Source organism: Streptomyces sp. NPDC059788, from assembly GCF_042732265.1.
Classification (GTDB): Bacteria; Actinomycetota; Actinomycetes; order Streptomycetales; family Streptomycetaceae; genus Streptomyces.
The window spans coordinates 72354-86936 of sequence record NZ_JBHWHY010000046.1 but is presented as its reverse complement, the minus strand read 5'-3'; the positions used below and the strand labels follow the sequence as shown (position 1 = coordinate 86936).

Here is a 14583-nt window from a genome sequence, read left to right as displayed (position 1 = left end):
CCGAACCGCTCCCCCCCCGCCGCATCTGGCTTCCGCCCCCCGCGTCCGCTGCGCCCCCGGCGGGGCTGCGCCCCCCCCCCGGCGCCCCCGCCCGCGGGCCACGACCGCGGGCAGCGGCGCGGTGCTCACTTGCAGTACCAGTCGGACGGCACGCCCAGCGCCGTCCGCGCCCAGTGGCCCGTCCGGCTGAGCCGGCAGATCGTCTCGGCCGCCTCGTCGACCGCGATGTACCACTCGCGGATGGTGCCGTCCGCGCTGCCGCTGACCAGCGCCCGGCCGTCGGGCCAGAACGACAGGGACAGCACGCTGCCGGTGTGCCCGGACAGCACCGCGGACGTCCGGCGGGCGGCGACGTCCCACAGCCGTACGGTGTCGTCGTCGCCGCCCGAGGCCAGCGTGCGGCCGTCCGGGCCGAACGCCAGCGAGGCGACGCTGCTGGAGTGGCCGCGCAGCGTGCCGTCCAGCCGGCGCCCCGGTATGTCCCACAGCAGGACGTTGTGGTCCGTGCCGGACGTGGCCAGCGTCTTCCCGTCCCTGGTGAAGGCCGCGGCGAAGATCGGGTAGGAGCGGCCGGTCAGGCGGGCCCGGTCGGCGAGGGTGCGGGGGTCCAACAGCCGTACCCTGCCCTGGTTGCCGACGTTCTCGGTGACCGCCAGGGTCGAGCCGTCCTGCGCGAAGGTGACGGTGGACCCGCCGCCCGCCAGCTTGCGCGCGGCCGTCCTGCGGTGGCCGGCCACGTCCCACAGCAACAGGCCGCGGTCGTCCCCGACCGTGGCCAGGCTCCTGCCGTCGTGCGAGAAGGCCGCCTGCCGGACGGTGTTCGTGTGCCCGCGCAGGGTGGCGAGCAGCCGGCCGGTGCCCGCGTCCCACAGCCGGACCGTACGGTCGGCGTGCACCGAGGCGAAGACGTCGTTCTTCGGCGAGAACACCAGGCCCGTGATCATGCCGGGCGGCGCGTCGAGCACCCGCAGCGGCCGGGGCCGGTCGGCCGACCACAGCGTCAGCGCGCTGCCCGCGGCGGCGATGATCCGGCCGTCCGGGGACACCGCGACCGAGGTGATCGCGCTCTGCCCGGCGCCCAGGGTCTCCTGCCGGCTGCCGGCGGAGCGCCACAGCCGGACCGTGCCCGTGTCGTCGTCGGACGGCGCGGCGAGGGCCGAGCCGTCCCGCGCGTAGGACAGCGCGCTCGCCCCGTCCACCCGCGCCGCGAACTTCTCCCCGGCGTGGCGGGACCGCACGTCCCACAGCCGCACGATGCCGTCGTAGCTGCCGACGGCGAGGGTGCGGTTGCCCGCCGCCCAGGCCAGGGCCGTGATCCGCTCGGCGGTGCCGGTCAGTTCGCCCGTTCTGCGGCGGCCCGCGACGTCCCACAGCAGAACCGTGCGATCCCCGCCGCCGCTGGCGAGCGTACGGCCGTCCCGGCTGAAGGCCAGCGCGAACACCGGCTGGAGGTGGCCTTCGAGCGTGGCCAGGGGCCGGCGGGTGGCCGCGTCCCAGAGCCGGACCGTACGGTCGTCGCCGGCCGACGCCAGTACCTTCCCGTCCGGCGAGAAGGCCACCGCCACCACGTTGCCGGTGTGCCCGGACAGGTCGGTGGGCCGCCGCGAGGCCACGTCCCACAGCCGTACCGCGTCGCCCGTGCTGCCGGAGGCGAGCGTGGTGCCGTCGCGGGAGAAGGACAGCGACATCACCCGGCCCGAGGGGCCGTCCAGCTTGGCGATGCTGCGGCGGGCCGCTACGTCCCACAGGCGTACGGTGCCGTCGTCCCCGGCGGTCGCGAGGGTGCGGCCGTCCGGGCTGAAGGCCAGCGCGTACACCGAGCCGGTGTGGCCGATGAGCGTGCCGCGCATCCGGTTGGCGGCGGTGTCCCACAGTTTGACCGTGCGGTCCATCGAAGCGGTGGCCAGGGTGCGGCTGTCGGGAGCGAAGGCCACCGCGTTGACGAGGCCGGTGTGGCCGGTGAACTGGTTGGCGCGGTAAGCCGCGTAGGCGCTGAGCAGGCTGCCCCGCGCCTCCACCGTCTCCGCCTGCCGGTAGCCGTACAGCGCGGTCAGTGCCGCCGCCTGAGGCTGTTGCCGGCGCAGCTCGGCGGCCTCGGCCGCGTACTGGCGCGAGACCGCGATACGGCGCTGCGACTCGGCGTCCGACCACTGCTGGACGGCGAGACCCGCCGCGATCAGGGCGAGGACGAGGAAGGTGCCGAGCGCCGCGGTGAACCAGCGCGCGCGGCGGCCGCGCCGCCGGTCGGCTCCGGTGGCGCTGCGCAGGAAGTCCCGCTCCAGGGCGTTGAGCGCGGAGCCGTGCAGATGCGCCCAGGCGCGCGCGCCCGCCAGTTGCGCGCCCCGGTACAGCGCGCCCGCGTCCCGGCCCAGTTCGTGCCACGCCTCGGCGGCGGCGGTGAGCCTGCGGTGGGTGCGCAGCGAATCCCGGTCCTCGTCGAGCCAGTGCCGCAGCCGGGGCCAGGCCCGGATGACGGCCTCGTGGGCGACCTCGACCTTGCCGTCGGACAGCACGACCAGCCGGGCGGCGGCCAGTTTGCGCAGCAGCCCGTCGATCTCGTGCGGGTCGGCGAGGCCGTCCAGTTCGCGGCGGGGCAGCCGGCGCCGGGTGTCCTCCGTGCCCTCGCCGAGCGCGGTCAGCCGCAGGAACACCGCCCGCATCACGTCCCGCTGCCGGGGCGCGGCCTCGTCGTACATCCGCTCGGCGGTCTGCGCGACGGCGCCGCGCATCCCGCCGGTGGCGCGGTAGTCGGCCAGCCGCAGGGTGTCGCCGCGGCGGCGGTGCCACGCCTCGCGCATCGCGTGCCCGACCAGCGGCAGCGCGCCCGGCTGGCCGGCCGCCTCGGCGAGCACCGCCTCCACCAGGTCCGCGTCCACCTGGACGCCCGAGCGGACGGCGGGCTCGGCGATGATGTCGCGCAGTTCACTGCGGCTGGGCGGCCCGACGGGCAGCTGGGCGGCCGCGCGCAGTGCGGTGACCAGCCCGGGGTGGGCGAAGCAGCGGGCGTAGAAGTCGGCCCGGATGCCGACGGCGACCCGGATGCGCCGGTCGCCGGAGCGGGCCAGGTCGGCCACGGCGCCGAGGAACGCGGCGCGCTCGGCCTCGTCCGTGCAGAGGGTGAAGGTTTCCTCGAACTGGTCGACGACCAGCAGGGCCCGCGCGGTGTCGGGGCGCGCGGCGAGCCAGGTGCGCAGGGCGAGGCCGAGGGCGGCCGGGTCCTCGTCCATCCGGCGGCGGAGGGCGGCGGCGTGGTCTTCGGGGGTGGTGGTCCCGTCTTCGGGGGCGGGGAGTTGCCCTTCATGGGTGGGAAGTTGGGGAGCGGCGGCTTCGGAAGCGGCGGGCTCAGGGACTACGGTCCCGGGGGCGGCGGGCTCGGGAGCGGCGGTCTCGGGGGCAGTGGCTTCGGAAGCGGCGGGCCCGGAAGCGGCGCCCCCGGGAGCGGTCCGCTCCTCGCCCGCGCCCGCCCCTTCATCCGTATCCGTCCCTTCACCCGCATCCGCCTCCACACCCCCACCCGCCGCATGCGCACCCGCCCCCACCGCCGTCGCCGCCTCCCCCACCGCCCGGACCGTGTCGGCGGCGGGGCTCCCGCGGCCCGGCGGTTCCGGCTCCGCCACCAGGCGGGCCACCGCCGCCGCGAGGGCACCGAGGGGCCGCGCTCCGGGGGTCAGCAGGACCGGATGCCACTGCGCGCCGAGGTGGGGCAGCAGTCCGGCCCTCAGCAGGGAGGACTTGCCGCTTCCCGAGGCGCCGAAGACGACGGTGAGCACATGCTGTTCGACGCGCCCGGACAGTTCCTTGGTGAGGGTCGCGCGGCCGAAGTACTCGGCGGCGTTCGCCGCTTCGAAGGCGGCCAGCCCCGGGTACGGACACCGTGCCGTGGCCGGTCCGGCGTGGCCCGCCCCGGCGGCGGCGCGCCACCGCGCCTCCCATTCGGCCCGTTCCCCGCCGCACGCCTGGGCGTAGGCCAGGACGACGTCCAGCGTCGCCAGCCGCTCCCCTTTGGCCGCCTCCGCCAGTGTGCTGGCCGAATAGTGTGCCGTCTTGGCGAGCGTGCGGTAGCTCGGTGTCCCGGCCCGCTCCCGCAACTGCCGTAGTTCCCAGGCGAGCCGCTCCACCGGTCCCGCGTGCGGGTCCACCGGGCGTTCCGGGCGTCCCAGCCGGGGTTTGTGCTGCCCTCCCCCTGCGATCCCCGCCACCTTCTTCCGTGCGCCGGGGCCGCCCCCGCGGCCCGGCTCCCCATTGTCCGGCTTGTTTGTCGCGGGCGGGCCGCACTTTCGGACAACTCCGCGGCGTTGCACAGTCGTAGTCGCCGGCGCCGTCGGGGCGGCAAACGGGGGTGGTGCGCGTACGCACGTCCGCGCACCACGGCACCCCCGGCGCGTCGGACACACCGAAGGCTGCCGGAGCGCCGAGGAGTCCGGCCCTTCGGGACGGGTGTTTCCCGATGGCATCCTGAAGGCGTTCCGGGCGCGTACCGGCAAGGGCCGACCGCGTCCGGCCGCGGCGACGGGAGGGCTCGGTGGACGGGAAGGGCTCGGTGGACGGGGCGGCAGGCGCGGCGGCCGGTGGCCGGGGCGTCACGGCGGACTTCTGGTTCGATCCCGTGTGCCCGTACACATGGGTCGCCGCACAGTGGCTACGGGAAGTGGCGCGGGTCCGCCCGGTGCGGGTGCGTCCGCGGCTGATGAGTCTCCAAGTGCTCAACGAGGGCCGGGAGGTCAACCCGGAGGACCCGGACGGCGAGTGGGGCGCGTACCTGTGGGCCCCGGTGCGGGCCTGCGCCGCGGTGGAGCAGCGGTACGGGCAGGAGGCGCTGGACCGCTTCTACCGCGCGCTCGGCATCCGGCTGCACCACCGGGGCGAGTGGGACGGGATCGAGCGCGCGCTGTCGGACGCGGGGCTGGCGCGCGAGGTGGCCGCGGCGGCGTGGAGCACGGAGTACGACGCGGTGATCCGGGCCTCGCACGCGCGCGCCGTCGCCCTGGTCGGCGAGGAGATCGGCACGCCGGTCGTCGCGGTGGGCACCGTGGCCTTCTTCGGGCCGGTGGTCTCCCCCGCGCCCCGGGGCGAGGCGGCGGGCCGGCTGTGGGACGGCGCGCTGCTGATGGCTTCCGTACCGGGCTTCCACGAGCTGCGCCGCCCGGCCGCCGCGGCACCGGACTTCGGACCGGAGCCCGCCGGCACCGCTCCTTACGTCGGCCATAAGTCGGACGTCCGTCCCTCCACGGGATGACAGACCCGGCAGAGGTCGGACTTCCGGCCGGTACGGCTTTCCACACTTCGGGCTGAGGCCTCGCGGGGCCCCCGCGGCCGAGAATGGGACAGCACCGCACACCCGGCTCCCCAGGCCCTCCCGGCCCGTGGAGCCCGGTGTTCCGCCAGGGCCCACCGGCCCCGGCGGCCCGCCCGTCCCCTTCCCAGGAGTTCACCCGTGTCCCACGCGGCCGCCTTCCCCGCCCCCGCCCGAGCCACCGCGGCCGTCGCCGCCCGTGCCACGGATCTGAGCAAGGTCTACGGCGAGGGCGAGACCCGTGTGGTCGCGCTGGACAACGTGTCCGTCGAGTTCGGCCGGGCGCGCTTCACCGCCATCATGGGCCCCTCGGGCTCCGGCAAGTCCACGCTGATGCACTGCATGGCGGGCCTGGACTCCATATCCGCCGGCTCCGCGCTGATCGGGGACACCGAGCTGACCGGTCTGAACGACAAGCACCTGACCCGGCTGCGCCGCGACAAGATCGGCTTCATCTTCCAGGCGTTCAACCTGCTGCCGACGCTGACCGCCGCCGAGAACATCACGCTGCCGATGGACATCGCGGGCCGCAAGCCCGACCGGGAGTGGCTGGAGCGGGTCATCTCGGCCGTCGGCCTGTCCGGGCGCCTCAAGCACCGGCCGAACCAGCTCTCCGGCGGCCAGCAGCAGCGCGTCGCGGTGGCCCGCGCACTGGCCTCCCAGCCCGAGATCATCTTCGCCGACGAGCCCACCGGCAACCTCGACTCCCGCTCCGGCGCCGAGGTGCTGGGCTTCCTGCGCGAGTCCGTACGGGCGATGGGCCAGACGGTCGTCATGGTCACCCACGACCCGGTCGCCGCCGCCTACGCGGACCGGGTGATCTTCCTCGCGGACGGCCGTGTCGTCGAGGAGCTGTACGAACCGACCGCCGACGCCGTCCTGGACCGGATGCGGCTCTTCGACGCGAAGAACCGTACGAGCTGACGCCCGCCGCCGACACCGACCCCAGGACTGACACCACCACCATGTTCCGAACCGCCCTGCGCAATGTGCTCGCGCACAAAGCCCGCCTGATGATGACCGCGCTCGCGGTCCTCCTCGGCGTGGCCTTCGTCTCCGGCACCCTGGTCTTCAGCGACACGGTCGGCAAGGCCGTCAAGAAGGCTTCGGCCAAGAGCTTCAAGGACGTCGCCGTCTCCGTCCAGTCCACCTCGGGTGACGGACCACGCATCCCCGAGGACGGGCAGAACCGCTCGACGCTGCTCACCGACCGGCTGGCCGACCAGGTCCGCTCGCTGCCGGGCGTGGCCGCCGTGCACGCCAACGTCAGCGGCCGCGCCACCGTCGCCGACAAGGACAACCAGCCGATCGGCAACGACTGGCAGAACGTCGCCACCAACTACCAGCCGGGCGCGGACGGCAAGGACAGCCGCTACCCGGTCGTCCAGGGCCACGGCCCGGCCGCGGCCGGCGAGATCGCCCTCGACGAGGCCACCGCGGAGAAGAGCGGTCTGAAGCTCGGCGACACCGTGCGCTTCGCCACCGACGGACCGGCCCTGCACAAGAAGCTCGTCGGCATCGTCCACTCCGAGGACCCGCAGGTCACCGCGGGCGGCAGCCTCGCGCTGTTCGACACCGCCACCGCGCAGAAGCTGTTCGTGCACCCCGGCCAGTACGACGAACTGGTCGTTGCCGCCAAGCCCGGCACCGACGAGAAGGCGCTGACCGCGGCGGTCGAGAAGCTGCTGCCGAAGGACCGCGCGACGGCGACCAGCGGCGCCGTGCTCGCCGCCGACCAGGCCAAGATGGTCGAGCAGAGCAACCAGGCGATGAGCAAGACGCTGCTGGTCTTCGCCGGTATCGCGCTGTTCGTCGGCATCTTCATCATCGCCAACACCTTCACCATGCTGATCTCCCAGCGCAGCCGTGAGATCGCGCTGATGCGGGCGATCGGCGCCTCCCGCCGTCAGGTGGTGCGCTCGGTGCTCGCCGAGGCGGGCCTGCTCGGCCTGGTCTCCTCCGTCGTCGGCTTCGCCCTCGGCACCGGTATCGCGGTCACCATGCGCGCCGTGCTCAACGCCAACGGCGCCGGCTTCCCCGACGGCCCGCTGGTCATCAGCCCGAGCGCCGTACTGTCCGCGCTGGGCGTCGGTGTGCTGGTGACCGTACTCGCCGCCTGGCTGCCGTCCCGCAAGGCCGCGAAGATCGCCCCGGTCGAGGCGCTGAACACGGTGGACGCGGCGCCCAAGCTGCGCGGCCTGGTCGTCCGCAACACCATCGGCGCGGTCATCACCGGCCTCGGCGTCGCGATCATGCTCTATGTGTCCACCCAGAAGACCGCCGAGGACATGATGACCCCCATGGCGGGCTCGGCGCTCACCCTGGTCGGCGTGATCGTCCTCGCGCCGCTGCTGTCCCGGCCGCTGGTCTCGCTGGCCGGCAAGGTCACCACCCGGGTCTTCGGCATCAGCGGCAAGCTGGCCAAGGAGAACGCGCTGCGCAACCCGCGCCGCACCGCCGCCACCGCCTCCGCCCTGATGATCGGCCTCACCCTGATCACCGGCATGACGGTCGTCGGCGTCTCGGGCCAGCGCGCCTCGGACGAGATGGCAGCCCAGGGCCTGACCGCGGACTACCAGGTCGGTACGGCCAACTTCCTCGGCCTGGACCCCGAACTGACGAAGAAGGCCGCGAAGCTGCCCGGCGTGCAGGCGGCGGTGCCCCTCCGCTCTGCCGCCTTCGAGACGAACGGCGGCGACGGCTACGGCTCGATCTCCGGCACCGACCTCGCGCACCTCGACAAGGTCGCCGACCTCACGTTCGTCAGCGGGTCGCTGGACGCCGTGCGCGACGGCGGGGTCGCGGTCTCCCGCAGCCGGGCGGAGAAGCTGCACTGGAAGACGGGCGAGACCCACGAGGTCGGCTTCTTCACCGGCACGGAGAAGAAGGAGAAGGCCCGGCTCAAGGTCGCCGGCGTCTACGAGGACAACGCCACCATCGGTGACCTGTTCGGCTCCACCGCGCTGGTCGACCCGCACGTCAAGCCCCTCAAGGACGAGAAGGTCCTGATCAAGACGGCCAACGGGCCCGACGCCGGGCTGGAGAAGGAGATCCGCAAGGCCCTCGGCGACAGCCCGCTGCTCAAGGTCCAGGACAAGGACGCGCTGCGCAAGGAGAACGCCGGCAGCATCGACACCGTCCTGAACATGGTCTACGGACTGCTCGGCATGGCCGTGATCATCGCGGTGGTCGGCGTCGTCAACACCCTGGCCATGTCGGTCTTCGAACGCACCCGGGAGATCGGGATGCTGCGCGCCATCGGCCTCGCCCGCAGCGGCATCAAGCAGATGGTCCGCCTGGAATCCGTCGTCATCTCCCTGTTCGGCGCGGTGCTCGGCATCGGCGTGGGCATCTTCCTCGCCTGGGCCGGCGGCAAGATGACGGCCGCCTCGATGCCGACGTACGAAATGATCCTGCCGTGGGACCGCCTGGGCATCTTCCTGGCGATCGCCCTGGTGGTCGGCGTCCTCGCCGCCGCCTGGCCGGCCCGCCGGGCCGCCCGGCTGAACATGCTGGAGTCCATCGGCGCCCAGTGACCGCCCGGAGGCGGTTCCCCGCCCGCCTGTCCCGTCCCTTCACCCCCAGGGACGGGGCAGGCGTTTTGCCGTACCGGACCGGGCGCGAAGGGTTCGCCCGCCCCGAAAGGGCAACCCGCACCGGCATGGCAGCCGATTCCTCCTCCGAGAAACCCACCGCGCTGATCACCCACTCCTGGTGGGACGTACTGCGGCGCACGGCCAAGGAGTTCGTGGACGACGAGCTCGCCGACCGCGCCGCGGCCCTCACGTACTACGGAGTGCTCTCCCTCCTCCCCGCGCTGCTGGTGCTCGTCTCGATGCTCGGGGTGATCGGGAAGTCGGCGACCGACGCCGTCCTGGGCACTTTCGAAGAGATCACGCCCGAGGCCGCGCGGCAGATCCTGCGGGGCGCCGTGCACCAGTTGCAGGACGGGCCCGGCACGGGCGGCGTGCTGGCCGTCGTGGGTCTGCTGGCCGCGCTGTGGTCGGCCTCCAGCTACATCGCGGCCTTCATCCGTACCGCCAACGCCGTCTACGACCTGCCGGAGGGCCGGCCGGCGTGGAAGACCCTGCCGCTGCGCCTGGGCGTGACCGTCGTGCTGATGGTGCTGCTCGCCGCCAGCGCGGTGATCGTGGTCTTCACCGGTTCGCTGGCCCGGCAGGCGGGCCGCGCGCTGGGCGTCGGCGACACGGGCCTCGCGGTCTGGTCGGTCGCCAAGTGGCCGGTGCTGGTCCTGCTCGTGGTGCTGATGATCACCATCCTGTACCGGGCCACGCCCAACGTGCGGGACCAGGGCCTGCGGTGGCTGACCCCCGGCAGCTTCCTGGCCGTCGCGCTGTGGCTGGCCGCCTCGGCGGGCTTCGCGCTGTACGTGGCGAACTTCGGCTCGTACAACAAGACGTACGGCACCCTGGCGGGCGTCATCGTCTTCCTGGTCTGGGTGTGGCTGTCGAACCTGGCGGTCCTGCTGGGCCTGGAGTTCGACGCCGAGCTGGCCCGGCAGCGGGCGATCGCCGAGGGGCACCCGCCGGGTGAGGAGCCGTACGTGGAGCCGCGCGACACCCGAGCCTGGCCGCGCCGCCTGCCGCGGCCGCGCCGGCGCCGTACGGAACGGGAGCCGTCGCCGGACCGCCGGGGAGCCGTCCCGGGAGCACCGAAGGGCTCACGGCCCGGCGGCACCGAGAAGCCGTGGCCCGGCGGCGCTGCCCCAAAGAGGTGAGCGTTGGCACCACCGCCGTCCCCAGCGGGTACCTCTGTCCTTCCGGAGCCCCACCCACGGCGCGGACCCGAGCGCCTTCGAGTGCTGAAGGAAACCGAGAGCAGTGACAGACACAGCAAGCCAGGGACCGGCACCCGGCGACGACCGCCCGGTGCTCACCAACCGGCAAGGCCACCCGGTCTACGACAACCAGAACCAGCGGACGGTCGGCGCGCGCGGGCCCGCCACGCTGGAGAACTACCAGTTCCTCGAAAAGATCAGCCACTTCGACCGGGAGCGCATCCCGGAGCGCGTCGTGCACGCGCGCGGTGTGACCGCGTACGGCCACTTCGAGAGCTACGGGAAGTGGGGCGACGAGCCCGTCGGCCGCTACACGCGGGCCAGGCTGTTCCAGGAGGCCGGCCGGCGCACCGAGGTGGCCGTGCGGTTCTCCACCGTGATCGGCGGCCGGGACTCCTCGGAGGCGGCCCGCGACCCGCGCGGCTTCGCGGTGAAGTTCTACACCGAGGACGGCAACTGGGACCTCGTCGGCAACAACCTGGGCGTCTTCTTCATCCGGGACGCCATCAAGTTCCCCGACGTCATCCACGCCCTCAAGCCCGACCCGGTCTCGCACGAGCAGAAGCCGGCCCGCATCTTCGACTTCATGTCGCAGACGCCGGAGTCGATGCACATGCTGGTCAACCTCTTCAGCCCGCGCGGTATCCCCGCCGACTACCGGCACATGCAGGGCTTCGGCGTCAACACCTACAAATGGGTGAACGACGAGGGTGACACCGTCCTGGTCAAGTACCACTGGCTGCCCAAGCAGGGCGTGCGCAGCATGACCGAGGCGGACGCCGCCGCCGTCCAGGCCGGGGAGCTGGGCCACGCGACCAAGGACCTGTACGAGGCGATCCGCCGCGGCGAGCACCCCGAATGGGAGCTGGCCGTCCAGGTGATGGCCGACCACGACCACCCGGAGCTGGACTTCGACCCGCTGGACGACACGAAGACCTGGCCGGAGCAGGACTTCCCGCCGCGGCCGGTGGGCCGCATGGTCCTGGACCGCACGGTGGAGAACTACTTCGCCGAGAACGAGCAGATCTCCTTCGGCACCGGCGTCCTCGTCGACGGCCTGGACTTCTCCGACGACAAGATGCTCGTCGGCCGGACCTTCTCCTACAGCGACACCCAGCGCTACCGGGTCGGCCCGAACTACCTCCAGCTCCCCGTCAACCGCGCCAAGCGCGCCACCGTACGCACCAACCAGCGCGACGGCCTGATGGCGTACGACCAGGACCAGCACGGCGGGAACGTGGAGGTCAACTACGAGCCGTCGATCCTCGGGGGCCTGCACGAGGGGCAGTACCCGACCCACGACGAGCAGGGGCCGGAGATCCGGGGCCGGCTCACCCGCAAGCGCATCCCGCGCACCAACGACTACCTCCAGGCGGGCCAGCGCTTCCGGCTCATGGAGGACTGGGAGCGCGACGACCTCGTCAAGAACCTCACCGACCTGATCTCCCAGGCCGACCGGGCGGTGCAGGAACGGATGGTGTGGCACTTCCTGCTGGTCGAGAACGAACTCGGACTGCGGGTCGGTGAGGGGCTGGGCATCGGCCCGAAGGGCGTCGCCCACCTGGAGCCGCTGGCGGGCCAGGATCTGACGGACGAGGACCGCGAGCGGCTGTCGCGCCTCGGCGACAACCCGCCGCGGGACGTCTCCGGGCTGACCATGACCCACTGCGTGCCCGACGAGCGGCATACCGCCGCCTCCTGAGGGGCACCGTGAACGCACGGACGACGCCCTGCGGCACGGCCCCGCCGGCGATCCGGCGGGGCCGTGTCCGTGTGCGCCAGGGGTGGCCCGCCCCCGCCTCCCGCGCGAGGGGCGCCACGGGAGGAGGAACGATCGGTCATGGCAGCGGCGAAGCGGTACGCGGTCGCGGCATCGGGCCAGTGGGTGGACGACGAGGACGGGCGGCGGCTGCCCGCGGGCGAGGTGCACGCCTGGGAACAGGGGCTGAACCAGACCGTGTGCGGCCTCTCGCTCAGCCGCTCGCAGCTGGCCCGGTTCCCGCACGTCGCGTGGCCCGACATCCTTCCCGAGTCGGGCGGGGCCGCGGACCGCGTGCAGCGGGTGTGCCCCCGCTGCGCGTCCGTCGCCGGCCGCCGGGGCGGGGACGCCCGCCCCCGCTGGCACCGGACCAACCCCAGGCCGTGACCGGCCGGCCCGCCGCCGTGCGGACGCACGAGGGCGGCGGGCGGACGTACGGCACGGCGCCGGTCGGTAGCGGCGTACGGGGTCAGCCGGGCCAGGTGCCGGTCGCCTTGCGCACGGCCACCGCGCCGCTGCGGTCCACGGCCGCCTTGACCACCGCGAGCGTCGCGCCCTGGAGCGCGGCGGCCGGCAGCACCTCGCGCCAGCGGCGTTCCTCGTCCAGGGCCTCCGGCGCGTCCTCCGCGCCGCCGACCAGCTTCCACAGGCGCTTGAACAGCACCCCGGCCAGCACGCCGCCGAGGACGCCGAAGACCATCCCCAGGGGCTTGTAGAGCAGTTTGATCATCAGCGGTGTCCTTTGTTCCGGCAGGCCCGCCGGGCCTTGGCACCCGCTCCGGCGAGCGGGCGGGCGGTCTTCTTCCTACGCGGCATGTACGGACGTATGCGTGCCCGGCCGCGGCGGCGCAGTACCAGCGCGCCGGCCAGCAGCGCGCCGCCCGCGACGGCGGCCGTACGGAGCGCGGTCGAACCGGCCGGCCGGTCCGTGGCCACCGCCGTCCCGTGCCGCAGACGGTCCCCGAGCCGGGCGGCCTTCTCCCGGGCGCGGCTCTTCACGTCGGCCTTGCCGGCCAGGGCGGCGACGGTGTCGCCGAGGTCCTGCCGGGTCCGCTCGATGCGGGCGCGCAGTTCGTCCGGGCTCGCCGCGCCCTCCTTGCCGCGGTCACTGGTCATCGCCGGGCCCTCTCCCTGATCTCCTCGATGTCCTTGCGGACGCTGCGTACGGCCTCCTCGGGCACCGGCGGGGTGGCCCGGCGGAGCCGCTGCCGCCCCAGCAGTCCGAGGACCGCCGCCAGCACCAGCAGCGCGCCCACGACCACCAGGCCGGCGGCCCACAGCGGCAGCACCAGCCCGAGCGCGATGACCGCGGTGGCCACCAGCGCCTGCGCGGCCAGGAACGCCACCGTCCCGGCGCCGCCGAGCAGCCCGCCGCCCGCGCCGAAGCGCCTGCCCTTACGGGCCAGTTCCGCCTGCGCCAGCCGCATCTCGTCGCGTACCAGGCTGGACAGCTGCTCCGATGCCTGGGTGACCAGCTCGCTGACCGGCCTGCCGTCCGGCCGGGCCGTCCGGTGATCCACGAAGTCGCTCATCCCGGTCACGTCTCCTTCCTTGTGCGCGCCGGGTACCTCCTCAGGGGCCGGTTAACCGGAACGTTGGCCCGTACGGGTGCCGGGGCCGTACCGACGGCCGTACGCCGGGGCGCACAACGCGAACGGCGCGCGCTCCCCGGCAGGGGAACGCGCGCCGCGGGAGGCGTGCGGGCTCAGAAGACCGACTCGGCCTCCTGCATCCGGTTCACCGGCACGGTCTTCAGCTCGGTCACCGCGTCGGCCAGCGGGCTCATCACGATGTCCGTGCCGCGCAGGGCGGTCATCTGGCCGAAGTCGCCGCGGTGGGCGGCCTCGACGGCGTGCCAGCCGAAGCGGGTCGCGAGCACCCGGTCGTACGCGGTGGGCGTACCGCCGCGCTGGACGTGGCCGAGGATGACCGGGCGGGCCTCCTTGCCGAGGCGGTGCTCCAGCTCCCGGGCGAGGGCGGTGCCGATGCCCTGGAAGCGCTCGTGTCCGTACTGGTCGATCTCGCCGTGGCCGTAGTCCATCGTGCCCTCGGCGGGGTGGGCGCCCTCGGCGACGCAGACCACGGCGAACTTCTTGCCGCGGTCGAAGCGCTCCTCGACCATGGCGACCAGGTCGTTCACGTCGAAGGGGCGCTCCGGCAGGCAGATGCCGTGGGCGCCGCCGGCCATCCCGGACTCCAGCGCGATCCAGCCCGCGTGCCGGCCCATGACCTCGACGACCATGACGCGCTGGTGCGACTCGGCGGTCGTCTTGAGGCGGTCGATGGCCTCGGTGGCGACGCCGACGGCGGTGTCGAAGCCGAAGGTGCGGTCGGTGGCGGAGATGTCGTTGTCGATCGTCTTGGGCACGCCGACGATCGGCAGGCCCGCGTCGGCGAGCATCTTCGACGCGGTGAGCGTGCCCTCGCCGCCGATGGGAATGAGCACGTCGATGCCGTACTCACGAGCGAGGTCCTTGCCGTTCTCGCACGCCTCGCGCAGCCGGGCGCGCTCCAGGCGGGCGGAGCCGAGGATCGTGCCGCCGCGGGCCAGGATGCCGCTGACCGCGTCCAGGTCCAGCTTGCGGTACCGCCCGTCGAGCAGGCCCTTGAACCCGTCCTCGAAACCGATGACCTCGTCGTCGTGGCCCGTGAGAGCCCGGTGCACCACCGAACGGATCACAGCGTTGAGGCCGGGGCAGTCGCCGCCCGCGGTGAGGACTCCGATACGCATGG

11 protein-coding genes are annotated in these 14583 nt (G+C 73.7%); 6 read left to right on the top strand and 5 right to left on the bottom strand.

The window, feature by feature from the left end:
- Nucleotides 1-125: 125 nt before the first annotated feature.
- Nucleotides 126-4139, bottom strand: coding sequence for a hypothetical protein (locus tag ACFV57_RS32710; RefSeq protein ID WP_385239633.1), 4014 nt, complete (start codon nucleotides 4137-4139; stop codon nucleotides 126-128).
- Nucleotides 4140-4540: 401 nt separating this feature from the next.
- On the opposite strand from ACFV57_RS32710, the gene ACFV57_RS32705 reads away from it, so the two are divergent.
- The 6 genes from ACFV57_RS32705 (at nucleotide 4541) to ACFV57_RS32680 (ending at nucleotide 12237) form a co-directional block, all read left to right on the top strand.
- Nucleotides 4541-5236, top strand: a complete 696-nt coding sequence (locus tag ACFV57_RS32705) for a disulfide bond formation protein DsbA (RefSeq protein ID WP_385239642.1) — start codon at nucleotides 4541-4543, stop codon at nucleotides 5234-5236.
- A 198-nt stretch (nucleotides 5237-5434) separates the two neighbouring features.
- The gene (locus ACFV57_RS32700; RefSeq protein WP_385239631.1) at nucleotides 5435-6217 is read left to right on the top strand and encodes an ABC transporter ATP-binding protein; all 783 of its coding nucleotides are present in this window, start codon (nucleotides 5435-5437) and stop codon (nucleotides 6215-6217) included.
- A 41-nt stretch (nucleotides 6218-6258) separates the two neighbouring features.
- Nucleotides 6259-8829: an ABC transporter permease gene (locus ACFV57_RS32695; protein ID WP_385239629.1), complete on the top strand. Its 2571-nt coding sequence runs from the start codon at nucleotides 6259-6261 to the stop codon at nucleotides 8827-8829.
- Nucleotides 8830-8954: 125 nt separating this feature from the next.
- Nucleotides 8955-10031 (top strand): YihY/virulence factor BrkB family protein, encoded by a 1077-nt coding sequence (locus tag ACFV57_RS32690; protein ID WP_385239627.1) that lies wholly within the window; start codon nucleotides 8955-8957, stop codon nucleotides 10029-10031.
- A 103-nt stretch (nucleotides 10032-10134) separates the two neighbouring features.
- The gene (locus tag ACFV57_RS32685; protein ID WP_385239625.1) at nucleotides 10135-11793 is read left to right on the top strand and encodes a catalase; all 1659 of its coding nucleotides are present in this window, start codon (nucleotides 10135-10137) and stop codon (nucleotides 11791-11793) included.
- 138 nt (nucleotides 11794-11931) lie between these two features.
- Nucleotides 11932-12237, top strand: coding sequence for a hypothetical protein (locus ACFV57_RS32680; RefSeq protein WP_385239623.1), 306 nt, complete (start codon nucleotides 11932-11934; stop codon nucleotides 12235-12237).
- A gap of 82 nt (nucleotides 12238-12319) precedes the next feature.
- Here ACFV57_RS32680 and ACFV57_RS32675 read toward each other — a convergent pair whose 3' ends face one another.
- The 4 genes from ACFV57_RS32675 to ACFV57_RS32660 all read right to left on the bottom strand — a co-directional run bounded on the left by ACFV57_RS32675 (nucleotide 12320) and on the right by ACFV57_RS32660 (nucleotide 14581).
- Nucleotides 12320-12580, bottom strand: a complete 261-nt coding sequence (locus ACFV57_RS32675; protein WP_385239621.1) for a DUF4235 domain-containing protein — start codon at nucleotides 12578-12580, stop codon at nucleotides 12320-12322.
- Nucleotides 12580-12966 carry a DUF3618 domain-containing protein gene (locus tag ACFV57_RS32670; protein WP_385239619.1) on the bottom strand — a complete coding sequence of 129 codons (387 nt, stop codon included), beginning with the start codon at nucleotides 12964-12966 and terminating at the stop codon, nucleotides 12580-12582. The genes ACFV57_RS32675 and ACFV57_RS32670 overlap by 1 nt, the downstream gene beginning before the upstream one ends.
- Nucleotides 12963-13382 (bottom strand): phage holin family protein, encoded by a 420-nt coding sequence (locus tag ACFV57_RS32665; protein WP_385239617.1) that lies wholly within the window; start codon nucleotides 13380-13382, stop codon nucleotides 12963-12965. The genes ACFV57_RS32670 and ACFV57_RS32665 overlap by 4 nt, the downstream gene beginning before the upstream one ends.
- A 173-nt stretch (nucleotides 13383-13555) precedes the next feature.
- Entirely contained in the window at nucleotides 13556-14581 is a 1026-nt protein-coding gene (locus ACFV57_RS32660; protein ID WP_385239615.1) for an ATP-dependent 6-phosphofructokinase, read from the bottom strand.
- Between the last annotated feature and the right edge of the window lie 2 nt (nucleotides 14582-14583).